The organism is Longispora sp. NPDC051575, assembly GCF_040681875.1.
Classification (GTDB): Bacteria; Actinomycetota; Actinomycetes; order Mycobacteriales; family Micromonosporaceae; genus Longispora.
In genome coordinates, this window is the sequence record NZ_JBFAZP010000011.1 from 202,794 (window position 1) to 225,550 (window position 22,757).

17 protein-coding genes are annotated in these 22,757 nt (G+C 72.7%); 8 read left to right on the plus strand and 9 right to left on the minus strand.

Annotated elements, in window-relative coordinates; genetic code table 11:
• The first annotated feature begins 1 nt into the window (after position 1).
• Complete coding sequence (locus AB0M43_RS31955) at positions 2-1,237, plus strand: metallophosphoesterase (RefSeq protein WP_363729618.1); 1,236 nt, start codon at positions 2-4, stop codon at positions 1,235-1,237.
• On the opposite strand, the gene AB0M43_RS31960 is transcribed toward AB0M43_RS31955, so the two are convergent.
• From AB0M43_RS31960 to AB0M43_RS31970, 3 genes are read right to left on the minus strand one after another with little or no spacing between them, the layout of a single operon-like run.
• On the minus strand, positions 1,234-1,521 hold the full coding sequence (locus tag AB0M43_RS31960; RefSeq protein WP_363729621.1) for a DUF4229 domain-containing protein: 288 nt from the start codon (positions 1,519-1,521) through the stop codon (positions 1,234-1,236). The genes AB0M43_RS31955 and AB0M43_RS31960 overlap by 4 nt on opposite strands.
• 3 nt (positions 1,522-1,524) lie before the next feature.
• A complete protein-coding gene (locus AB0M43_RS31965) occupies positions 1,525-1,947 on the minus strand; it encodes a hypothetical protein (protein WP_363729624.1) in 423 nt (140 codons plus the stop codon).
• 3 nt (positions 1,948-1,950) lie between these two features.
• Complete coding sequence (locus AB0M43_RS31970; RefSeq protein WP_363729627.1) at positions 1,951-2,907, minus strand: endonuclease/exonuclease/phosphatase family protein; 957 nt, start codon at positions 2,905-2,907, stop codon at positions 1,951-1,953.
• A 76-nt stretch (positions 2,908-2,983) separates the two neighbouring features.
• On the opposite strand from AB0M43_RS31970, the gene AB0M43_RS31975 reads away from it, so the two are divergent.
• Complete coding sequence (locus AB0M43_RS31975) at positions 2,984-3,550, plus strand: hypothetical protein (protein WP_363729630.1); 567 nt, start codon at positions 2,984-2,986, stop codon at positions 3,548-3,550.
• A gap of 30 nt (positions 3,551-3,580) precedes the next feature.
• Positions 3,581-4,384 carry an arylamine N-acetyltransferase gene (locus AB0M43_RS31980; RefSeq protein WP_363729633.1) on the plus strand — a complete coding sequence of 268 codons (804 nt, stop codon included), beginning with the start codon at positions 3,581-3,583 and terminating at the stop codon, positions 4,382-4,384.
• Here the strand turns inward: AB0M43_RS31980 and mqnE are convergent.
• A complete protein-coding gene (gene mqnE, locus AB0M43_RS31985; RefSeq protein ID WP_363729635.1) occupies positions 4,381-5,550 on the minus strand; it encodes an aminofutalosine synthase MqnE in 1,170 nt (389 codons plus the stop codon). The genes AB0M43_RS31980 and mqnE overlap by 4 nt on opposite strands.
• A 183-nt stretch (positions 5,551-5,733) precedes the next feature.
• On the opposite strand from mqnE, the gene AB0M43_RS31990 reads away from it, so the two are divergent.
• Positions 5,734-7,137, plus strand: coding sequence for a C40 family peptidase (locus tag AB0M43_RS31990; protein WP_363729638.1), 1,404 nt, complete (start codon positions 5,734-5,736; stop codon positions 7,135-7,137).
• Positions 7,138-7,641: 504 nt separating this feature from the next.
• Positions 7,642-13,977: a hypothetical protein gene (locus tag AB0M43_RS31995; protein ID WP_363729641.1), complete on the plus strand. Its 6,336-nt coding sequence runs from the start codon at positions 7,642-7,644 to the stop codon at positions 13,975-13,977.
• Between the two features lie 352 nt (positions 13,978-14,329).
• On the opposite strand, the gene AB0M43_RS32000 is transcribed toward AB0M43_RS31995, so the two are convergent.
• Positions 14,330-15,472 carry an aminotransferase class I/II-fold pyridoxal phosphate-dependent enzyme gene (locus tag AB0M43_RS32000; RefSeq protein WP_363729643.1) on the minus strand — a complete coding sequence of 381 codons (1,143 nt, stop codon included), beginning with the start codon at positions 15,470-15,472 and terminating at the stop codon, positions 14,330-14,332.
• Positions 15,473-15,723: 251 nt separating this feature from the next.
• Here AB0M43_RS32000 and AB0M43_RS32005 point away from each other — a divergent pair, with 251 nt between their 5' ends.
• On the plus strand, positions 15,724-17,325 hold the full coding sequence (locus tag AB0M43_RS32005; protein WP_363729905.1) for a DEAD/DEAH box helicase: 1,602 nt from the start codon (positions 15,724-15,726) through the stop codon (positions 17,323-17,325).
• 54 nt (positions 17,326-17,379) lie between these two features.
• Here the strand turns inward: AB0M43_RS32005 and AB0M43_RS32010 are convergent, their stop codons facing one another.
• Entirely contained in the window at positions 17,380-18,465 is a 1,086-nt protein-coding gene (locus AB0M43_RS32010) for a PLP-dependent cysteine synthase family protein (RefSeq protein ID WP_363729645.1), read from the minus strand.
• Between the two features lie 133 nt (positions 18,466-18,598).
• Here AB0M43_RS32010 and AB0M43_RS32015 point away from each other — a divergent pair, with 133 nt between their 5' ends.
• Positions 18,599-19,219 (plus strand): UbiX family flavin prenyltransferase, encoded by a 621-nt coding sequence (locus AB0M43_RS32015; RefSeq protein WP_363729647.1) that lies wholly within the window; start codon positions 18,599-18,601, stop codon positions 19,217-19,219.
• 216 nt (positions 19,220-19,435) lie between these two features.
• On the opposite strand, the gene AB0M43_RS32020 is transcribed toward AB0M43_RS32015, so the two are convergent.
• Positions 19,436-19,681, minus strand: coding sequence for a BldC family transcriptional regulator (locus AB0M43_RS32020; protein WP_363729649.1), 246 nt, complete (start codon positions 19,679-19,681; stop codon positions 19,436-19,438).
• Positions 19,682-19,817: 136 nt separating this feature from the next.
• Here AB0M43_RS32020 and AB0M43_RS32025 point away from each other — a divergent pair, with 136 nt between their 5' ends.
• Positions 19,818-20,261 (plus strand): Lrp/AsnC family transcriptional regulator, encoded by a 444-nt coding sequence (locus AB0M43_RS32025; RefSeq protein WP_363729651.1) that lies wholly within the window; start codon positions 19,818-19,820, stop codon positions 20,259-20,261.
• Between the two features lie 138 nt (positions 20,262-20,399).
• Here AB0M43_RS32025 and mqnP read toward each other — a convergent pair whose 3' ends face one another.
• Positions 20,400-21,293: a menaquinone biosynthesis prenyltransferase MqnP gene (mqnP, locus tag AB0M43_RS32030; protein WP_363729653.1), complete on the minus strand. Its 894-nt coding sequence runs from the start codon at positions 21,291-21,293 to the stop codon at positions 20,400-20,402.
• Entirely contained in the window at positions 21,290-22,750 is a 1,461-nt protein-coding gene (locus tag AB0M43_RS32035; RefSeq protein WP_363729908.1) for a menaquinone biosynthesis decarboxylase, read from the minus strand. The genes mqnP and AB0M43_RS32035 overlap by 4 nt, the downstream gene beginning before the upstream one ends.
• Positions 22,751-22,757 lie beyond the last annotated feature (7 nt).

Consider the following 22,757-nt stretch of genomic DNA (forward strand, 5'->3'; position numbering starts at 1 on the left):
CGTGAAAGCGACTATCTTCCGCCGTGCCCTCGTCGTCGGCGCCCTCCTGCTCACCACGGCCGTCGCCACCGTCGCGGCCGCCGGCCCGGCCCCGCGCGCGTGCGGGGAGTCCGGCGGGGTGACGGTGTGTATCTCCGTCCCGTCGGACACCCTGACCGGGGACGTGCCCGTCACCGCCACCATCGAGGGCAAGACCCCCTACGACCTGGTCTTCACCTGGGAGAGCGACGACCTGCTGTTCGACTTCCAGCCGCCGTGGACCTTCGTCTGGCCCACCGACCGGTTCCCGAACGGCCCCGGCCGGCTCGGCGTCTCCGTCAAACCGCACAGCGCCGAACTCGGCGAGGCCGTCCTGCTCCCGCTGACCATCGACAACCCGCCGCGCGCCGGCGCCCCGGACGACTGGCAGCAGCGGTTCGCGCCCCGGCAGTTCGACGGCGACCCGCTGATCGCGGCGGTCGGCGACGGCGGGGACGGCACCCGGGCCAGCGCGGCGGTGGCCCAGTCCGTCCTCGACTCCCGGGCGGGCCTGCTGCTCTTCCTCGGCGACGTCTACGAGACGGGTACCGCCGCCGAGTGGGACTACAACTACGGCCGGTCCAGCCTCGACGATCCGGCCGGCGGCAGGGACTGGGGCCGGCTCGCCGCGTTCACCAAGCCCACCCTCGGCAACCACGAGGCGCACCACCTCGACGCGTGGCGGGACTACTGGCACGGCCGGCCCGACTACGAGACGTTCGCCTGGCGCGGCGTCCGGTTCCTGGTGCTCAACTCCGAGTGCGGGGTGGCCGGCGGGTGCGGGCCGCGCAGTCCGCAGTACAAGTGGGCCGAGCAGGTGCTGCGGGACAGCCCCGAGAGGTGCGTGATCGCCACCTGGCACCGGCCGCTGATGGGCCCCATCCCGCACGAGAAGATGTCCGACCTGTGGGCACTGCTCGCCGACAACGGCGGGGACCTGGTCCTCAACGGGCACCAGCACGACATGGAGGAGTACGAGCCGCTGACCGGGGACCTGCGGCCCGGCGGCCACCTCGTGCAGCTCATCGCGGGCAGCGGCGGACACATCCCGCACGACGACCCGATGCCCCCGCACGGGATCTGGCAGGCCAGCGACCAGCCCGGCGCGCTCTACGTGCAGGCGCGCGGGGACCGGCTGGACTGGGCGTACCGGGACCCGGCCGGGCAGGTGGTCACCGATCCCGGGGGCGTGCCCGGGACCGGCAGTGTGACCTGCTAGACCTTCCGCGGACCGTCGGCCGGCGGGGCGTCCTCGTCCTCGCCGGCCAGCGCCGCGCGGAGCTTGTCCTTCTCGGCCTTCCGGCGCTCGACGCTGCCCGCGATGTAGTCGCTCATCTCGTCCCGCATCTTCTTGAGCAGGAAGAACGACAGCACCAGGGAGATCAGGAGCGCGATCATCACCTTGACGACGAGGGACACGGGGAGCGGCAGCAGCACGAGCACGACCATGATGGCCGCGAACATGCCCAGCCGGGCCAGCGTGTACTTGACGAACGGACTCATCGACTAACCCCCATCACCGGTACGCCGGGCGAGCCACCGGATACCAAAGAACCAGAACGTGGCGTAGACCAGCGCGGTCACGGCCGCACCGACGCCGCCCGAGAACACCGGCGGCAGGTAGCCGGCCAGGTCGAAGGAGGCGATTCCCGCCACCGCGCCGAACAGGATGCCGAGCGCCGCGATCGCGATCCGGCCGGGCACCCGCCAGGCCCGGTACTCCTCGACGAACAGCCACGCCGGCAGCACGATGGCCAACCAGCCGCTGGACCCGCCGAACTCCGCCCCGAACGCGACCGTGACCAGGTCGATCAGCAGCACGACGACGAGCGACAGGAGCAGCATGGCGAGCGTCGCCGCGAACATGTCCGCGTACGCCGTGACTCGCCCATCTTCGTCCCGTTTCGGGAACGTCGCCCGCTCAGACACACCTCAGAGGGTACGGGGCAGGGTCAGCTCGGCCAGCACCGGCCGGTGGTCGGAGCCGGGCAGGTCATAGACGTCGAAGCCCCGGACGGCCACCCGCTCGTCGACCAGGACGTGGTCGATGGTCACCGGCGGCAGCGAGACGCCGAGCGCCGTGGTCGCCGGGTGCTTGATGTTGGGCCAGGTCCAGGTCAGGCCGTGTCCGAGGGCGTCGGCGGCGTCCCGGTAGCCGCTGTCGAGCAGTTCGCGGACCTCGACGTGGTCGAGGGTGGCGTTGAAGTCCCCGACCAGCACCCGCACCGCACCGCCCGGGGTCGCCCGGGGGATCCGGTTCAGCTCGGCGTAGGTGAGCGCCATGTTGATCCGCTCGCTCGGGGCCATCGGGTGCACGGCCAGCAGTTCGACGCTGGCGCCGGGCAGGTCGAGCCGGGCGGCCGGCATCCGGAAGGAGCTGACCGGTTCCAGGTGCGGCAGCCGGGTGAGCGGGTACCGGGAGTACAGCCCGGTGCCGGCGACGCCGTCCTCGGGCAGGGCCACCCGGTGCGGGAACAGGGCCGCCAACTGCCGGTCGGCCTCGTGGGTGAGTTCCTGCACGCTGAGCACGTCCACCCGCTGCTCGGCGATCAGCCGGCGCAGCACCCCCATGTCCGCGCCGCCGCCGAGCAGGTTGGCGCTGAGCACCCGGATCCTCGGGCCGTCCGCGCTCCCCGCGTCGCCCGGCACCCACCGGGGCAGCACCGCCGAGCCCAGGGCCACCGCCACCACCAGCGCCGCCGCCGACGCACGCCAGTTCCGGGCGACGAGAGCCAATCCGACGGGTACGAGGACCCCGAGCGCGATGTACGGCGTGTACGCCATCGCCGGGCGCAGCGGCCAGCCGTGTTCGAGCCCGCCGAGCCGGACCGCGGCGAACACGCCGAACGCGGCGGTGGCCACCCAGGCCATGATCGACAGGATTCTCATCCTTGACACAGTAGCCAGCCCGGAGCACCCTGCTACCCGGTCACCGCCGCCCGGCCGCACCCCGGAAGGACACCCAGTGAGGCTCACCGTTCCGCGCACCGCCGCCGTGGCCCTCGCCGTGCTGGTCGTCATGAACGGGGCCGCGACCTGGTTCCACGACCGGTTCGGCGCGGGCATCCTCGACTTCGCCGGGGGCCGCAACGGCGCCGACCCGCGCCCGGGGGGCTACACCCCGCAGGGCGCGTACGACCTGCTCACGGCCTACGGGGCCGACGGCCGGCGCTGGCACCTGATCCTGTCCCTGACCGGCGACGTGCTCCTGCCGGCCGTGACCGTCCTGTTCGGCCTGGTCGCGTTCGCCTCGCTGGCCCGGCGCGCCCGGGTCGGCCGCTGGGTCCTGGCGCTCCCCGTCCTCTACGTCCTCGCCGACTACGCCGAGAACGCCGGCATCGTCACCATGCTGCTCGGCTACCCCGACCGCCTCGACGCCGTCGCGACGATCACCAACGTCCTGACCAGCCTGAAGACGGCCGCGGTCGGCGTGTGCGTGCTCGCGGCGATCATCCTGGGGGTACTCGCATGGCTCCGCCGCCCCTCGAAGTCGCCGCCCCCTGACGCAGCGGCGGGTCTCTCGGGCAGCTGACGGGGTGACCGGCTGGCTAGGGTGGCGGCCATGATCGATGTGGACGGCTATCTGCGGCGGATCGGGTACACCGGGTCGCTCGCGCCCACCCTCGACACCCTGCGCGCCGTGCACCGCGCCCAACTCCTCGCGGTGCCGTACGAGAACGCGACCATCCAGCTCGGCACCACCGCCGCCCTGGACCTCGCCGCACTGGAGCGGCAGATCGTGCACCGGGGCGGCGGTGGCTACTGCTACCAGCTCAACGGCCTGTTCGGCGCGCTGCTCACCGCCCTCGGCTTCGCCGTCACCTACGCGGAGGCCGCCGTGAACCGGGCCCGCACCGGCGAGTCCGCGTGGGGCAACCACCTGGTGCTCCTCGTCCCGCTCGACGGCCGGACCTGGATCGCGGACGCTGGGCTCGGCGACGGCTTCCTGGAACCGCTGCCGCTGGAACCGGGCGGCCACACCCAGGGCCCGGCGACCTTCACAGTGGCCGACCAGGGCGGACACTGGTGGATCGGGCTCGACGGCCGCACCTCGCCGCCCGGCTTCGAACTACGCACCGCCCCGCGCGCGCTCGCCGACTTCACCGCCGCGCACCGGCGACTGTCCGGAGAGGCCGACTCGCCGTTCGTCCGGACGTTCGTCGTGCAGCGGATGTACGCCGACCGGACCGAGTCCGTGCGCGCCCGGAACCACATCGTGCGGACGGCCGGGGGCACGGAGACCGTCGAGCTGGACCGGGCCGGGTTCGCGGCCGTGGTGCGCCGCCTCGGCGTACCCGAAGAAGAGGGGTTGTGGGAACTGGCGGCGGCCCAGCACGAGGCGTGGGTCGCCGCCGGACGCCCCTAGGCCCAGACCTGCTGCGGCTCGGCCCGGCGCTCGGCCAGCTTCGGGCCGGGCTCGTACGTCTTGACGATCTCGTAGCGGGTGTTGCGCTCGACCGGGACGAAGCCCGCGTCGCGGATCAGCTCCAGCAGGTCGTCCCGCGTCATCTTGTCCGGCGTGCCGTACTGGTCCGCGTCGTGCGTGATCTTGTACTCCACGACCGAGCCGTCCAGGTCGTCCGCGCCGAAGTTCAGCGACAGCTGGGCCAGCGACAGGCCGTGCATGACCCAGAAGTTCTTCACGTGCGGCACGTTGTCGAACATCAGCCGGGACACCGCGAACGTCTTCAGCGACTCCGCCGGGCTGGCCATCGTCGTGCGGGCCTGGAGCTTGTTGCGGATCACGCCGTCCTTGGAGTCCACGAAGTCGTGCTGGTAGCGCAGCGGGATGAACACCGCGAAGCCGCCGGTCTCGTCCTGGAGCTCGCGGAGCCGCATCACGTGGTCGACCCGGTGCCGGGGCTCCTCGATGTGGCCGTAGAGCATGGTCGACGGGGTCTTCATGCCCTTCTCGTGCGCGAGCCGGTGGATCCGCGACCAGTCCTCCCAGTGGCAGGCGTGGTCCACGATGTGCTGGCGGACCTCCCAGTCGAAGATCTCCGCGCCGCCACCGGTCAGCGACTCCATGCCCGCGTCCATCAGCTCGTCGAGGATCTCGGTGGCCGGCAGGCCGGAGATCTTCTCGAACCACTGCACCTCGGTCGCGGTGAACGCCTTGAGCTTCACGTTCGGCAGGGCGGCCTTCAGCTCGCGCAGGACCCGCGGGTAGTACTTCCACGGCAGGGTCGGGTGCAGGCCGTTGACGATGTGCAGCTCCGTGAGCTGCTCGTCCTCCATCTGCTTGGCGAGGCGGACGGCCTCCTCGACCCGCATCGTGTACGCGTCCTTCTCCCCCGGCTTGCGCTGGAAGGAGCAGTACGCGCAGGAGGCGGAGCAGACGTTCGTCAGGTTCAGGTGCCGGTTGACGTTGAACATGACGTTCTCGCCGTTGAGCTCGGTGCGCTTGTGGTGCGCGAGCCTTCCCAGCCAGGCGAGGTCGTCCGTCGCGTAGAGTGCCTCACCGTCTGCGCGGGTCAGTCGCTCCCCGGCGTAGACCTTTGCTTCGAGCTCGCGCTTGCGTCCGGCGTCCATGTACCCGAGAGTACGTCGCGACTTCACCAGGGATTCCGCTGCCCTATGGGTCACAGCCTGATTACCGACCGATTTTGGGGTAGCAACGCGAGTGCGGCTTTCGTACTGTGGCAGAGGTCAGTGTTCGGCGACACAGGGGGCGGAATGAAGACGAGAAAGACCGCATGGTTTTTTCTGTGCGCCTTGATCGGAGCTCTCGCGTTCGCAACCCCCTCCGCAGCCGACCCCGGAACCCCCAACCGCCCCGCCGTCAGCGGGATCCCCGACGCCGGGGTCCGGCCGCCCGTGCCGAACGCGGCCGCCGCCGTCCCCACCGTGCGCGGCGACCTGGAGGACCCGGCGATCCGCGCCATCGAGGCCAAGGTGAACGCCGAGGCCGTGGCCGTCAAGCTCCTCGAACAGCAGTCCCTCGCGGCCAAGATCACGGCCGACACCGCCGCCCAGGTCGTCACCCAGACCAAGGAGTCCCTGGCCGCGGCCACGGCGATCCTCACCGGCTGGGAGAGCCAGGCCTCCGACGCGGCCGCCGCCAGCTACCGCGAGGCCCAGGCCCTCGCCGCGCTCGGCCCCCTCGGCAAGGACCTGCGGGACCTGTCCGCCCTCGCCCCCGGGCTGAAGGACCACGGCGGCACCCAGGGGCAGTACACGGCCAAGGACTACCTGACCGCGCAGCGCAACGAGCAGACCGCGAAGGCCGCGTACGACACGGCCGTCACCGCCTCGGCCACCGCGACGACGGCGTTCACGACCCTCAAGGCGCAGTACGACCAGCGGGCCGCCGCCCTGGCCACCCTCCGCGCGGAGTACTCGACCCAGCTCACCAGGGCCCAGGCCGACCGGGTCGCCACCGAGCTCAACAAGCTCAAGCTCTCCAACCTCAAGCCCAACTCGCTCGGCCAGCTGCCCAACCCGAAGGCCCTCGAAGCCGTCGCGTGGGCGAAGACCCGGCTCGGCCGGCCGTACGTGTGGGGTGCCAACGGGGCGAACAACACCTTCGACTGCTCCGGGCTCGTCCAGTGGTCGTACAAGGCCGCCGGGGTGTCGGTCACCCGGATCGCGAACGACCAGTACAAGACGACCCGCGAGGTCGACGCCTCCCAGCTCCTGCCCGGTGACCTGCTCTTCTACAACACGTCCAAGACGGACTGGCGGAGCATCTACCACGTCGTCATGTACATCGGCGGAAACCAGGTCATCCAGGCGCCCGAACCCGGGGACGTGGTGAAGATCTCCACGGTCAGCACCGGGGACTTCTACCGCGCCACCCGCGTCGTCGACGAGATCCAGGCCACTCCCAAGCCGACTCCGACGCCCACACCCACGCCGACCCCCACCCCGACCACGCCGTCGACCCCCACGCCGCGGCCCCCCACCACGCCGCCTTCGACCACGCCCACCACCACGCCCGCGGACACCCCAGCCAGTGCCGGCCCGCCTCCCGCCGGCTCCGGCGACGCCCCCGCCAGCCCCGACGCGCCGGGTGCCACGCCCGCGTCCCCGGGCGCCGAGCCGGCCCCCGCTCCGGCCGCCGCGCCGGCCGCGGGAACCCCGGTGGCCGGTTCCGCCCAGGTGGTCCCCGCGGGTTAGGGTTCACGCCCAGCTGACATCGCTAGTGGTACAACTTCGAAGAGCTGCGTCGATCCGTGACAGTATTGGTGAGCGCTCGGCAGTGGGAGGGCTCCGGTGAGCGACGAGTTGTGTGAGGCCTGTGGTTCGCCCCTCGGTTCCGAGGGGGCGGCCTGCCCGAGCTGTGGTCGCCCCGCCCACCATGTCGGTCCGCCCACGTGGCCCCCGATGCGGAACGCGTTGGGCCAGTGGGATGTCGGGAGCGGGCCCGTTGCGGCGGATCCGGGGTCCCCTCGGATCCAGGATGCCGCGACGCCGTCCGACCGAGGTGATGTTCCTTCGGTGGGCGCCGGTTCCGATCGGGCTCCGGGGAACGCCCCTTTCCCGGGCTCAGATTCCGGTGGATTCCCGCTCCCGGGCGCAGGCTCCGACCGCGCTCCGGGTGGCGGCCAATTCACCGGCCCGGATTCCGCCCCAGCTCACGGCGGATTCCCGTTCCCGGGCGCAGGCTCCGACGCGGCTCCGGTGCCGGATGCCGGCTCGGGCTCCACCCCGGGCGCAACGTTCGGCTCCGACGGGTCCAGCGAGCGTCCGTCCGCGACGTGGAGCCCCGAGCCCGGCCCCGACCCGTTCGACGCCCCCGACGACCGGGCCGGCTACGACCCCGCCGCGATCCGGGCCGCCGAGGCCGAGGCCAACGCACCCGTCGACGCCAACCTGCCGCCCCTCGAGGAGCCGCCGCCGATCGGCACGGTGCTGCCCGAGGAGGAGTTCGCCGAGGAGGACCTGCCGGAGGCGTTCGAGCTGCCCCCGCCGCCGCCCGACGGCGCGATCTGGGAGGGCGCGTTCGACCCGGAGCCGTCCGTACCCGTCGAGGTTCCTTCCGTTTCCGCACCCGCGGACCCGTGGGCACCGCCCGCCGACCTCGTGGTCGCCCCCACCTCCGGAGCCGGCTTCCCGCCGCCCGAGGAGTCCCCGTGGGCGGAGTCCGTGGCCCCGGCCAGCTCCGCGCCGTGGGCCACCCACGAGCCGCCGCCCGTCGCCGACCAGGTGCCCGAGCCACGCCCGCTGACCGCGCTGTCCGCGGCGGACCTGGTCCCGCACTCGCCCGCCGAGATCGTCCCCGTCGTCCCCATCGTCGGCCGGGCCACCGTGCCCGGCGCGCTCGCCCCGGAACCGGGCATGCCCCAGGCCCCCGGCCAGTCCCGGGTGTACCGCTCCGGCGAGCTCGCGGCCGACCAGCCGGCGGGCCCCCCACCGGCCCCGGACGCGTGGCCCCCGCAGAACGGCGCGCCCGTCGACCGGTGGCCGACCCCGTCCTCGGGGGTGCCGTCCGTCGCCGCGCCCGTGGCCGGGCCGACCGCCGAGGCCGCGTGGCCGTCCTCGTCTCCCGCAGCCCCGGACTCCGGCCCGGCTGCGGCATCGAGCCCGGGTGACCCGGCGGCCTTGGCCTCCGCCCCAGCTGCGGCATCGAGCCCGGGTGACCCGGCTGCCTCGGCGCCGAACGACCCGGCGGCATGGAGCCCGAACGACTCCGCCCAACAGCCCGCCGACGCCTGGCCGGCCCCGAGCGCCCTCGACGCGCCCGCGCCGGCCGTGCCCGGGTCAGCGCCGCCGGCCGCCACCTGGTCCTCCGAAGCACCGGGCGCCGACCCGTGGCCCGCGCCGGACGCCGCGTCTCCGGCACCCGGCTCCGACCCGCAGCCCAACGCCGGGGCCTCCGCATCCGGCTCCGACCTGCGGCCCGACGCCGGGGCTTCGGCATCCGGCTCCGATCCGAGGCTCGACGCCGGGGCTTCGGAACTTGACTCGCCGGGCTCGTGGAACCAGGAACCCGCCGCCCCGGCCCCGGGCGTCGACCCGTGGCCCGCCCGCACGCCCGAGCAGGCCGCGAGCCCGGCCGAGCCGGTGTCCGCACCACCGGTGGACCCGTGGCCCAACCAGGCCGCACCCGACCCGCTCGGAACGCCCTCGCAGGCCGCACCTCCGGCGGACGAATGGCCCGCTTCCGGCCAGGACGCCCTGGGTGCCCAGTCCTTCGGAACGCCTCCGCCGGCCGCGCCGCCCGCCGCCGAGCCGTGGCCCTCCTCCAGCCACGGCGTCCTGGACTCGGGTTCCTTCGAGCTGCCTCCGCAGGCCGCGCCGCCGGCTGAGCAGTGGTCGTCGACCAACCAGGAAGCGCCGGACGCGTCGCACGGCGCCTGGCCCGCACCCGAACCCGCAGGTCACGACTTCGGTCCGTCCGTGTCCTGGTCACAGTCCGCGCCGGCCGCTCCCCAGGACCCGTGGCCCGCGTCGCCGTCGCCGGCCGGGAACGACTCCCCCGCCGAGTGGCCGCAGCCCGAGTCCGGTTCGGCCGGCCACGACGCGCCGCCGCCCGCCGACGCGTGGCCCCCGATGTCCCCGCCTCCCGCCCCGCTCGTGTCTTCGCCTCCCGCCCCGCTCGCCGAGGCCCCGCGAGACACCCCCTCTTCCGGGTACTCGTCCCCCAGCGCCCCCGCCCCGAACGCCGACCAGGCCGCGCCCCCGTCCGGGCAGCTCGCACAGCCGTCGGCGGACGCCCCGTGGTCGGCCTTCGCCGCACAGTTCGAGCCCCCCGCACCCGGGGCCGCCCCGGCGTCCCCCACCGACGCCGCGCCGCACCCCGCTTCGTCGTCGGACCCGGCAGGACTCGAGCCGTACCCCGCTTCGTCGTCGGACCCGATCGGGCTGGAGCCGCAGCACGCGTCGCCGGCAGACCTGGCCGGACTGGAGCCGCAGCACGCCTCCGCGTCACCGGAACCCGCCAGCTACGAGCAGCCCGGCGCCACGACGTCGGATCCTTCCGGGTACCTGCCCCAGTCCGCGTTCACGCCGTCGGATCCCGCCGGGTTCGAGCCGCAGCACGGTTCCGTGTCGGAGCCTGTCGACTTCGAGCAGCCTGGATCCTCGTCATCGGACCCGGCCGGGTACAGGTCCGGGTCCGCGTTCGCGTCGTCGGGACCCGGCTCCGAGCAGCACGGCTCCGCCTCGCCCGAGGCTGTCGGGTCTCCGGTGACGTCGTCGGAGTCCGGCGGTTCCGAGCCGCAGTCCGGGTTCACGTCGTCCGAGTCCGCCCGGTCCGAGCCCCAGTCCGCGTTCGCCTCGTCAGCGTTCGCCGGCTCCGAGCCGCAGTCAGAGGTCGCCGGCTCCGAGTCTCGGGCCGCCTTCGGCGATTCCGAATCGCAGTCCGAGTTCGGCGGACATGAGCCGCAGTCCGGGTCCGCTTCGCCGGAGTCCGGTGATGTCGGCTCCGTGGGGGCTGGACCGGTCTCGGAATCCGGCTCCCCCGCAGCGGAACCGGCCTCAGTACAGGCGGCCCCCGAGCCCGCCGCGTGGACCAGCCCGTCCGGCAACCAGTCCGTCGCCGCCCGGGGTGTCGCCCGGGTCGCTGGTGCCCCGGTCACGGCCGACGAGGTGTCCGCCCTGACCGGCCAGTCCCAGCCCCGGGTGTACCGCGCCGCCCAGGCCTCCGACCAGCCCGATCAGGGGCTTCCCGCTGTCGAACAGTGGTCGGCGCCGGGTCCGGGTTCGGCAGCGGGTCAGTGGGATCCGGCAGTACCCCCCGGCGCTCAGGACCATGCTCAGGCGCCGCAGCGGGATCAGGCCCAGGGCCAGTCCGCCGCCTGGCCGCCGCCCGGACAGGCTCAGGACCAGCAGCCGCAGCCCGGCCCGTCGGGCCCCGGCGCCTCGGGCGAGCAGTGGCCAGCGCCCAACCAGCCCCCGCAGGTCCAGCAGTGGCCCGCACCCGGCCAGCCCGGGGCAGGTGTCCAGGTCGAACAGTGGCCCGCGCCCGGCCAGCCGGGTTCCGGTGCCCAGGTCGAGCAGTGGCCCAGCCCGGGCGAGCCTGCGCCGGGTCAGCCCGGTGCGTGGAACCCGGCCTCGCCCCCGCCCGCGGACCAGTGGAACCAGCAGCCCGCGCCGGGCCAGTGGGGACCCCCGGGTGCGACCCCCAACGAGGGCGCGCCTACGCCGGGTACTCCCGGAGCACCCGGTCAGTGGCAGCAGCCCGCCGCCCCGGCGCAGCAGGGTCAGTGGGACCAGCCCCAGGCTGCGTCCGGCCCCGTGCCGTGGCCCGCGCCCACCAGCCCGGCCCCGCAGGGCCAGACGCCGCCCGGTCAGTGGGACCAGGCCGCACCGCCCGCGCCCAACCCGACCTCGGGCCCAGTGCCGTGGCCCCCACCGTCCGGCCCCGCAACACCGGGTCAGGCCCCTTCCGGGCACAGGGACGCGGCCCCACCGTCCGGTCAGCAGGGCCCCGCGCAGTGGGACCCGTCCGGCTCACAGGGTTCGGCTCCCGCTGGGCCAGGCAACCAGGCTGCGCCCGGACAGTGGAACCAGGCCGCGCCCAGCTCCGGGTCCGACCCGGCGGCATGGCCCGCGCCGTCCAGCACGGGCTCCCAGAGCCAGGCTCCCTCCGGCACCAACGACCAGGCCGGTCCGGGGCAGTGGAACCAGGGTCCCGCGCCATGGCCGGCACCCAGCAGCCCGGCGCCCCAGGGCCAGGCCCCTTCCGGGCAATGGGACCAGGCAGGACCACCTGTCGCTGGCCCCGGGTCCGGCCCGGTGCCGTGGCCCGCGCCGTCCAGCCCCGCACCGCAGGGGCAGCCCGTTCCCAGCCCCGGCGATCAGGCCGGCCCGGGACAGGGGAGCCAGGCGTCGGGTCCCGTGCCGTGGCCGGCGCCGTCCAGCCCCGCCCCGCAGGGCCAGACGCCGCCCGGGCAGTGGAACCAGGCCTCGTCGGGCCCCGGGTCCGGCCCGGTGCCGTGGCCGGCACCTTCGAGCCCCGCACCACAAGGGCAGGCCCCCGCCCCCGGCCAGTGGGACCAGGGCGGCTCCGGCCAGTCGCCATGGCCCGCACCGTCGAGCCCCGCGCCGCACGGACAGGCCCCTGCGCCCGGGCAATGGGATCAGGGCGCTTCCAGCCAGTCGCCGTGGCCCGCGCCGTCCAGCCCCGCGCCGCAAGGACAGGCCCCCGCCCCGGGGCAGTGGGATCAGGCTGGTTCCGGTCAGTCACCGTGGCCCGCACCGTCTGGACCAGCGCAGGGGCAGGTCCCCGGTGCCGGGCAGCCCGGCCAGGGACAGTGGGCCCAGCCCGCGCCGCCTCCCGGCCAGGGGGAGCAGTCCTCGGGCCCCGTGCCGTGGCCGGCACCGTCCAGTCCCGCGCCGCAGGGCCAGCCGCCCGCACCCGGGCAGTGGAACCAGTCCGCGCCCGGGCTCCGCGACCAGACCCCGCCGCCGCCCCCGGCATCCGGGCAGTGGGGCGACCCCGCGCAGGGCCAGTGGAACCAGGGTGCCGGTCAGCAGCCGGGCGCCGACCAGCAGGCCGCCGGGCAAGGGCAGCAGGCCCCAGGGCTAGGGCAGCAGGCTCCTGGGCACCCCCAGCAGGCCCAGTGGCCGCAGGACCCGTCGGCCCAGGGTGGCCAGTTCGGTGCTCCCCAGGGGCAGTGGGCAGATCAGGGCCAGGCGGTGTCCCCGCCGGTACCCGTCTGGCATGATTTCGCGCGCCCCGCCCCGGAGCAGCAGCCTCCCGTGCCGCAGGGTCCGCCGCCCGGTCCGGCCCAGCCCAACTACACGGCTCCGGCGAATCCGACCCCGGTGGGCTACCCGCCGGCCGCCGGCTACGACACTCCGCGCGACGGCATGCCCGCCGAGGGGTGGCCCACGCCCAACGGTGGCGGCCAGTTCCAGACCCCGTCGGCGTTCGGCGCGGCCGGTCAGTCGTGGCCGCCGGAGCCGGCCGGTGCTCCGGGGGCGGTGCGTGGCTCGTTCAGTGGCGAGCGGGGCGAGGACGCTCCGCCCCGGCGCGGTCCCGGTTCGGACGCGCCGCTGATCCCGACGACGAAGGTGCCGGCGGTCTCGACGATTCCGACGACGAGGATTCCGGCGCAGTCGACGGGCTCGTCCCTGCCCTCTTCGCCCGCCGAAGCCGACTCCAGCACAGGCACCAGCACGGGCACCAGCACGGGTGCCAGCACCGGCACGGGCACGGAGGATGCCGCGCTCGCTCAGCAGCCCGAGTCGGCATCGGCAGAGCCCGACCTCGCGCCGCCGGCCGCGTCCGCCGAGAACGCGGCACAGGTCCAGCCGGGCGGCCCGCCTCCACAGCGTGCCGGGCGCTTCCAGGGCCGCGCGCAGGTCCCGAGCCACTCACAGGCGCTGCCGATCGTCCAGGCTCCCGAGACCCCGGTTCAGTCGGCACCTCTCTGGCCTGAGCCGGCACCCCGGGCGGAACAATCCAGACCCCTCGACGGGTACGAGTCCCAGCCGCCCCCGGCCCACCACGCCGCACCCCCGGCCCCGACCGAGCCGGCACCGGCCGCCCAATCCCCGGCCGCCCATGCCCATGCGCATGCCGAAGCCCCTGCCCCTGCCCCGGCCCCCTGGCCCCTGGCCACCCACGCCCCGGCCGCACACGACCTGGCCGCAACTCCAGCTACCCAGGCCCCGGCACCGTCCGCCCAGGCCTGGCCCCCGGCACCTCCGGCGCCCCAGCCGCCCTCGACGGCCCAGGCATCACCAGCACCCACCCAGGACTCCGCCCGCGGCACGGTCTACGGCGGCACAGCCCTCCCCGCCCCACCACCCACGGCCCACCCGTACGGCCACACCGGCGGCTACGGCGTCCTCACCCCGCTGGAGTCCACGAACGGCTCCCTGACGGGCCAGATCTTCGGCCCCCGTTCCCCGTTCGCGTTGCCGCCCCCGGAGCCGGAACCGGAGCGGAACAGTACCCGTCGGGTCCTGATCATTCTGGGGATCGTGCTCACGGTGATGGTGGGGCTGGGCGTCGCGGCAGGGTTCTTCATGCAGGACCTGCTGGCCTGGATGTTCAGCAGCTGACAGGCACCGCCCCGACCAGGGCACCCGACAGCTGACCGGACGCCCCCGAACGTGTCACCCGACACGCCCCGGGGCGTCCGTGTTCCGCGCCCATGACGCCCGGCAGCACCCGCGCTGAAGCTGTTCCGTCGCGGTGGCCGACCACCCCGGCGACTCACGCCAACACGAACCGACCAGCCCCGGCACCCCGACGGCTCGCGCCAACATGAACCGCCCCAGCCCCGGCGGCTCGCGCCAAGGCGCCCCGGCCAGCCCACGAGCCCTCGGCGGCTCACGCCAGCATGCCCCAGCCCACAGGCACCCCAGCAGCAAGCTCCGACGCTCCCCGGCCACCCACGAGGCCCCCGGCCACCTAGCTGAGCGTCGCCACCATCCGCCGCACCCCTTCCTCCACCCGCTCCCCGGACGTCGCCAGATTCAGCCGCACATGCCCGGCCCCGGGCTTCCCGAACGCGTTCCCCGCGTTGAACGCCACCCGCCCGCGTTCCAGGAACACGGCCGCCGGATCGTCGCCGAGTCCGAGTTCGGAGCAGTCCAGCCAGGCGAGATAGGTGGCCTGGGGCTGGACGTAGCCGACGGTCGGGAGGGAGGAGCGCAGCAGGTCGCCGAGGAGCTGGCGGTTGGCGTCGAGGCCGGCGAGCAGGGAGTCGAGCCAGGGGGTGCCGTGGGCGAAGGCGGCCTCGGTGGCGAGTACCCCGAAAATGCCGACGGCGTCGCCGAAGTTGTGGCTGATCCGGTCCAGGTCGGCGCGCGCCCCGGGCCCGCCGACGATGATCGCGGTGGTCAGGCCGGCGAGGTTCCACGCCTTGGACGCGGAGTGGAAGGCGATGGCGCGGTGGGACGCGGCCGTGTCGAGGCTGAGGAACGGCACATGGGATACCCCGGGATATGTCAGGGGCGCGTGGATCTCGTCGACGAGGACGCGGACGTCATAGCGTTCCGCGAGGTCGGCGATGGCCAGCAACGTGGAGCGGGAGTACGCCACCCCGGTCGGGTTCTGCGGGTTGCACAGCAGGTACGCGGACGCGTCGGCGAAGTCGCGTTCGAGCCGTTCGAGGTCGAGCGTCCACTGTCCGTCCACTCTGACCAGCGGGGACTCGATGATGCGCCGGCCGGCGTCGGGGATGTAGTGGTAGAACGGCGGGTACACGGGCGGGTTGACGACGACGCCGTCGCCGGGTCGGGTGACGTGACGGAGCACTTCGGAGACGCCGAGCATCACGTTGGGCGAGAGCCGGGCGTCGGCGGGGTCGACGGTCCAGCCGTACCGCGTGCCGGCGAATCCCGCGAACGCCTCGACGGCCCCGCCGGGGGTGGAGTAGCCGAGGTCGCCCCGGTCGAGCGCGGCGGCGAGGGCCGCGCGGATCGGTTCGGCGGGCGGCGTGTCCATCTCGGCGACCCACAGCGGCAGGACGTCGTCGGGGTACTGCCGCCACTTCATGCTCCGGCGCTGGCGGAGCTCATCCAGGGTGTACTGACTGAGAGGGTTTCCCATGCCTTACATCCTGCCCGAGGACCTGGACAGTTGGGCAGGTCACAGTCGACTGCGTCACCACGTGGAGCGGGGTTGGCCCCCCGTCAGCTAGACTGGGTCCATCATGTTGACGGCGCGCTGTTTTTGCGTGCCCGGCCCGTCGGCCAGCCAGCGCAATTAATCAGGCGCTGCCCGGAACCCCAAGAGCCTGGATCACCAGAGCTCGAATCATAGGGGTCCTTCTGGATGGCGCGCCTGTATTCGGAAGGTTTCTGTTGTCCTTCGCTGAGCTTGGCCTGCCCAATTCTCTGATCACCGCGCTCGCTGCCCGTGGCATCGACGCACCGTTCGCCATCCAGAACGTGGCGATCCCGGATGCTATGTCCGGTTACGACGTGCTGGGCCGGGCCTCCACCGGTTCCGGCAAGACCCTCGCCTTCGGCCTGCCGCTCCTGGCCCGGCTCGACGGCCGGTCCGCCAAGGCCCACAAGCCGCTGGCCCTGATCCTCGTCCCGACCCGCGAGCTCGCGATGCAGGTCACGGACGCGCTCGCCCCGCTGGCCCGCTCGCTGCGGCTGCGGGTCAACACCGCCGTCGGCGGCGTGAAGTACGACCGGCAGATCGACGCCCTGCGCCGGGGCACCGAGGTGCTGGTGGCCACCCCGGGTCGGCTCACCGACCTGTGTGACCGCAACGTGTGCGACCTCTCCGAGATCGAGATGACCGTTCTCGACGAGGCCGACCAGATGTGTGACATGGGCTTCCAGGCCGACGTCATGGCGCTCCTCGACCGGACCCCGCGCGAGGGCCAGCGTCTGCTGTTCTCCGCGACGCTCGACGGCGACGTCGACAAGCTGGTCAAGGGCTACATGACCAACCCGGTGACCCACTCGATCGTGCCCGAGGGCCCGGCCGTCGACACCATGGACCACCACATCCTGCTGGTACCGCCGCAGGAGAAGTTCTCCATCGTCGCCGAGATCGCCAACCGGGCGGGCCGGACGATCATGTTCGTCCGTACCCAGATGGCCGTGGACCGGGTCACCGACCAGCTCCTCGCCGCCGGGGTTCCGGCTGTCGGCCTGCACGGCGGCAAGCCGCAGGGCCTGCGCACCCGGACGCTGGCGCAGTTCAAGGACGGCGTCGTCAACGTCCTCGTCGCCACGGACGTCGCGGCCCGCGGCATCCACGTCGACAACGTCTCGCTCGTCGTGCACATCGACCCGCCGGCCGACCCGAAGGACTACCTGCACCGCGCGGGTCGTACCGCCCGGGCCGGCGAGACCGGTTCGGTCGTCACGCTGGGCCTGCCGAAGCAGCGTCGTTCGATCACGCAGCTGATGGACAAGGCCGGCGTCAAGCCGACCGAGACCCGGGTCCGCCCGGGCGACGCCAAGCTGATCGAGATCACCGGCGCGAGCGTTCCCAGCTACGAGCCCACCACCGTGCCGGACCCGCGGGCCGAGCGTCCGCGCCGGGGCGGTCGCCCGCAGGGCGGCGGCGGCTACCGTCAGGGTGGCGGCTACCGTGACGGCGGCCGGCCGGGCGGTTACCGGGGCGGTTCCGAGGGCGGCGGTTACCGTGGCTCCTCCGAGGGCGGCGGCTACCGCGGCTCGAGCGAGGGTGGCGGCTACCGTGGCGGCTCCTCCGAGGGCGGCTACCGCGGCTCCCGCGAGGGTGGCGCCCCGTCCACCGGCGGCTACCGTGGCACCCGCGAGGGTGGCGCCCCGTCGACCGGCGGTTACCGCGGCGCGTCCAGCGCCCCGCGTGAGGGTGGTTACCGTGGCGCCCGCGACAGTGCCGCCCCGCGTTCGTACCGGGACGCTCCCCGCGAGGGTGGCTACCGGGGCACCCGGGACAGCGCTCCCCGCTAGTACCAGCTGAAAAAGGCCCGACACCAGCAACGGTGTCGGGCCTTTTCGCGTGTTCTACCAGGCCCCGGTGTCGAGGAACTTGTCGATCCGGGCGAGGTGCGGGGCGAGGTCCATGTTCTGGGCGGCCACCCACTCGTCGGAGTAGTAGGTGTCGACGTAGCGCTCGCCGCCGTCGCAGAGCAGCGTGACGATGGAACCCTGCTCGCCGGCCGCCAGCATCTCGGCTATCAACCCGAAGACCCCCCACAGATTGGTACCGGTGGAGCCGCCCACCTTCCGCCCCAGCAGCTCCGAGGCGCGCCGCATCGCGGCCAGTGACGCCGCGTCGGGCACCGACATCATCCGGTCGACCACGGTCGGCATGAACGAAGCCTCGACGGTGGGCCGCCCGATGCCCTCGATCCGCGACCCCTTGCCCGTGTTGACGGTGTAGTCCAGGGCCTTCCAGGCGGCGTAGAAGGCGGAGTTCTCCGGGTCGACGACGGCGAGCTTGGTGCAGTGCATCTGGTAGCGCAGGTAGCGGCCGATCGTCGCGCTCGTACCCCCGGTGCCGGCCCCGACCACGATCCACGCCGGGATGGCGTGCCGTTCGAGCTTGAGCTGGTCGTGGATCGACTCGGCGATGTTGTTGTTGCCCCGCCAGTCGGTGGCCCGCTCCGCGTACGTGAACTGGTCCATGAAGTGGCCCTTGATGTCGTCGGCGAGCCAGCGCGCCTCCACGACCACCTTCGCCGGGTCGTCCACCAGGTGGCACCTGCCCCCGTTGAACTCGATCAGCGCGCACTTCTCCGGCGACGTGGACGCGGGCATGACGGCGACGAAGGGCAGCCCGAGCATCCGGGCGAAGTACGCCTCGGAGACGGCCGTGGAGCCCGAGGACGCCTCGACGATCGTGGTCTGCGGGCCGATCCAGCCGTTGCACAGCGCGTACAGGAACAGTGACCTGGCCAGGCGGTGCTTGAGGGAGCCGGTCGGGTGGACGGACTCGTCCTTGAGGTAGAGGTCGATGCCCCATTCCGGCGGGAGCGGGAAGGGCAGCAGGTGGGTGTCGGCCGAACGGTTGGCGTCCGCGGCCACCTTCCTGATCGCCTCGGTCACCCATGCGCGGGCATCGTCACAACCCCGATCCAACTGCTCCATGATCCGAAGGCTACCTCCGACCTGCGGACCGGCTCCTCCGAGGGAACAAGTTGAGGGAACGTGTCCCGTCCGACGAGACGCCCCACAGGCGGCCCGGCGGGGTCGGGCCGGAGGCGGCTGGCAGGCTGTAGGGATGCAGCGTGTGCCGTGGGTGGTCGGGATCTCCGGGGCGTCGGGGACGCCGTATGCCAAAGCGACCCTGAACGCCCTCCTGGACGCCGGTCTCCCCGTGGACCTCGTCGTGTCCCGGGCGGCCCGGCTGACGATCCTCGACGAGACGGGGATCGCGTTCCGGGACGCGCACTGGGCGGAGGACCTGGCCCTCTGGCTGGGCCGCTCAGGGGCCGGGGACGTCCGTTACTGGCCCGCCGGTGACCTCGCCGCCGGCCCCAGCAGCGGCAGCTACCCGGTCCGGGGCATGCTCGTCGTCCCGGCGTCCACGGCCGCGTGCGCCGGGATCGCCATGGGCCTGTCGAAGGACCTGCTGCAACGCGCGGCGGACGTCAACCTGAAGGAGCGCCGCCCGGTCGTGGTGGTGCCCCGGGAGACGCCGGTGTCGCGGAGCCACCTGGAGCACCTGCTGCGCCTGCACGACGCGGGTGCCGTGGTCCTGCCGGCCAGCCCGGGCTTCTACGCCGGTACGAAGACGGTGGACCAGCTGGTGGACTTCGTGGCGGGGAAGATCCTGGACGCGGTGGGCGTGCCGCACACGTTGTTCCAGCGCTGGGCGGGTGAGCTCGGCTCAGCCCGGTAGTAGATCGCGCCGGGCGGGAGTTCACGCTCGGCGCCGGACTGCCCGAGTCGGGCGCTGGCCTCGGCGCCAGCGGAGCCCGGTGTCGGGCACAAAGGGACCCGGCGGCCCGCTCAACCACCGCGGGCCGCATGTCCGTGTCCGCCCGGGTCAACCTCGACCCGAACCCTGGACCCCTGCTGGGCCTGACGGCCCGTACTGGGCCTCGCGGCCCGGGGTCTAGTGCTGCGGCGGCCGGTGCTGCGTCTGCGTCGGCGGAGGAGTCGCCGCGACGGGCTGCTCTTCGTGCAGCCCCTCGGAACCCAGCAGCTCCTTGACCTCAGACTCCCGGAACCTCCGGTGGCCGCCGGGCGTCCGGATGCTTCCGATCCGCCCCGCCGCTGCCCATCGGGTGACAGTCTTCGGGTCGACGCGGAACAGTGCCGCCACCTCGCCCGGCGTCAATAGACGATCGCCTGTGTCCACAACCCCCCCTTACGTCGCAATGGACGTACTGACCATTAGAGCACCGTCGTTGGGTGCTCATCCCGGAAACAACAAAAGAGCACTTACTTGGGTGGTTTTTGGAGTACCTTGCCACCCTCCGGATAGGGTCTGCGGTGTGGATGCCATCGACCGCCAACTCGTCCAGCTTCTCCGCATCAACGCCCGCCTGTCGTACGCGGAGCTGGCCCGGCAGGTGGGACTGTCCGCGCCGGCCGTGCACGAGCGGGTGGGCAAACTGGAGTCCGGTGGGGTGCTGCTCGGCTACCAGGCCGCTGTGGACCCGGAGGCCATCGGGCTCGGGGTGACCGCATTGATCGGGATCATCACCAGCGAGGGCGAGATCGAGGAGATCAGCGCGGCGCTGCACGAGCTGGTGGAGATCGAGTCGTGTTACTTCATGGCCGGCGAGGAGTCGTTCCTCTGCAAGGCCCGGGTGGGCACGATCGCACAGTTGGAGCAGCTGATCGCCCGGATGAACCGGATCTCCGGGGTGTCACGGACCCGGACCACGATCGCCCTCTCCACCAAGTGGGAGGGGCGACCGCAGCATCCGGCCTAGCCGTCGTCCTCCGCAGCCTCGGCGGATTCCAGCTCTTCGTCTTCGGCCCACATGTCTAGGGGCTCGTTCGGGTACCTGAGCATGGCGCCTCCTCAAGGGGCGAACTCCCAGTGTGTCACTACCCGGCACGTGAGTGAATTACACCCGCAGATGCTGGAGAATCATCAGATCGGCCAGCGCGAAGACAAACAGGGCGATTCCGACGAAGCCGTTGGCCGTGAAGAAAGCCCGGTTTGCCCGGGAAAGGTCGTCGGGCCGGACGATGGAGTGCTGGTAGACGAAGGACGCGGCCGTCAGGGCGAGCCCGATCCACCACAGCCAGCCGAAGCCGGCCCACTGGCCAAACCATACGAACAGGGCGAACGCAAGCAGGTGTACGACAGAGGACGCGTGAAGTGCCGCGCGCACCCCGAACCGCGCCGGCACCGAACGCACCCCGATCCGCCGGTCCACCTCGGCGTCCTGGGAGGCGTAGATCAGGTCGAAGCCGCCGATCCACAGTCCGACCCCGACACTGAGGACGAACGCGGGGCCGAAGCCCTCGAACGTGCCGGTGACCGCGAGCCAGCCGCCGGCCGGTCCGACCATCTGGGCCAGCGCGAGGACGCCCTGCGGGAAGTCGGTGAACCGCTTCGCGTACGGGTAGATGATCAGGGGGGCGACGGCCAGCGGGGACAGGGCGGCGCACAGCGGGTTGAGCAGCAGGGCCGCCCCGAGGAACACGACGAGGGCGACGAGCGCGCCGATCCACGCCGTACGCACCGACAGCGCGCCCGTGACCAGCTCGCGCTCGGCGGTCCGCGGGTTCTGCGCGTCGATGTGCCGGTCGATGATCCGGTTCACGGCCATGGCGAAGGTCCGCGCCCCGACCATGGCCACGGTGACGATCAGCAGGGTGAGCCACTGGACGCGCCTGCCGTCGCGGGTCATCGCGGTCAACGCGGCCAGGTACGCGAACGGCAGCGCGAAGACGGAGTGCTCGATCCGCACGAGCTTCAGGAAGTCCTTGGACTTCGTCGCCACAGCGCTCACAGGCCGTATTCCTTCCAGCGCTTGCTGACCTTCTCGACCACGTCCGGGGACATGACGAGCTCGTCCGGCCAGCCCCGGTGGTACCCCTCGCTGGGAAGTTTGCGGGTCGCGTCGATGCCGAGCTTGCCGCCGTAGAACTGGTTGTACGAGGCGTGGTCGAGGTGGTCGACCGGCCCCTCGGTGAGCAGCAGGTCCCGGGAGTAGTCGACGTTGCCGAAGGCCCGGAAGGCGACCTCGTTGTAGTCGTGCACGTCACAGTCGTCGTCCACGATCACGATCAGCTTCGTCAGCGACATCAGGTGCGCGCCCCAGATGGCGTTCATCACCTTCTGGGCGTGCTTGGGGTACCGCTTCTTGATCGACACGATCACGCAGTTGTGGAACACGCCGGGCTCGGGCATGTCGTAGTCGTGGATGTCGGGCACCACGAGCTTGAGCAGCGGCAGGAAGATCCGCTCGGTGGCCTTGCCGATCGGGCCGTCCTCCTGCGGGGGCTTCGAGGTCACGATCGTGTGGTAGATCGGCTCGCGCTGCATGGTGATCGCGGTGACGTGCAGGACCGGGAACGGCTCGACCGGCGTGTAGAACCCGGTGTGGTCGCCGAACGGGCCCTCGTCCTGGCGCTCGCCCGGCTCCAGGTACCCCTCGATGACGATCTGGGCCTGGGCCGGGACCTGCAACGGCACGGTGAGACAGTCGACCATCTCGACCCGCTCACCCCGGAGGAACCCGGCGAACAGGTACTCGTCGATGTCGCTCGGCAGCGGGGCCGTCGCCGCGTAGGTGACGACGGGGTCGCAGCCGATCGCGATGGCCACCGGCAGCCGCTGACCCAGGCGCTCGGCGACCGCGTGGTGCGCCGTGGAGTCCTTGTGGATCTGCCAGTGCATGCCGAGGGTGTTCTTCGAGTGCTGCTGGAGCCGGTACAGCCCCAGGTTGCGCTTGCCCGTTTCCGGGTGCTTGGTGTGCGTGAGCCCGAAATTATGGAACACGCCGCCGTCGTCCGGCCAGGTCTGCAACGCGGGAAGCTTGTTCAGGTCGACCGCGTCACCCTGCATCACCAGCTCCTGACAGGGAGCCGTTTTAACCTTTTTGGGGGGTACGGACTTGAGCTGCATCACCTTCGAGATGCCGTCCTTGATCCCCGACCAGCCCTGGGGCAGCTCCGGCTTGAGCAGCGCGCCGATCCGCTCGCCGACCTCGTCCAGCCGCTCGACGCCCAGCGCCATGGCCATCCGCTTCTCGGTACCGAACAGGTTGATCACCAGCGGCATGTCCCCCCGGGTCGGCCGCTCGAACAGCAGCGCCGGCCCCTTCGCCCTCACCACGCGCTGGACGATCTCGCTGATCTCCAGGTCGGGGTCGACGGGCGCGCTGATCCGGACCAGCTCACCGGCCTTCTCCAACGCCCGGAGAAAGTCCTTCAGATCCGTGTACGGAAACCCCATGCGCGCCAGTATCCCA

What these genes read in the sequence shown, in the direction of transcription:
- AB0M43_RS31960 (WP_363729621.1), bottom strand. Translation starts at nt 1,521, where the DNA reads ATGAGTCCGTTCGTCAAGTACACGCTGGCCCGGCTGGGCATGTTCGCG.
- AB0M43_RS32015 (WP_363729647.1), top strand. Translation starts at nt 18,599, where the DNA reads ATGCAGCGTGTGCCGTGGGTGGTCGGGATCTCCGGGGCGTCGGGGACG.
- AB0M43_RS31970 (WP_363729627.1), bottom strand. Translation starts at nt 2,907, where the DNA reads ATGAGAATCCTGTCGATCATGGCCTGGGTGGCCACCGCCGCGTTCGGC.
- mqnE (WP_363729635.1), bottom strand. Translation starts at nt 5,550, where the DNA reads ATGGACGCCGGACGCAAGCGCGAGCTCGAAGCAAAGGTCTACGCCGGG.
- AB0M43_RS32000 (WP_363729643.1), bottom strand. Translation starts at nt 15,472, where the DNA reads ATGGGAAACCCTCTCAGTCAGTACACCCTGGATGAGCTCCGCCAGCGC.
- AB0M43_RS31980 (WP_363729633.1), top strand. Translation starts at nt 3,581, where the DNA reads ATGATCGATGTGGACGGCTATCTGCGGCGGATCGGGTACACCGGGTCG.
- AB0M43_RS32010 (WP_363729645.1), bottom strand. Translation starts at nt 18,465, where the DNA reads ATGGAGCAGTTGGATCGGGGTTGTGACGATGCCCGCGCATGGGTGACC.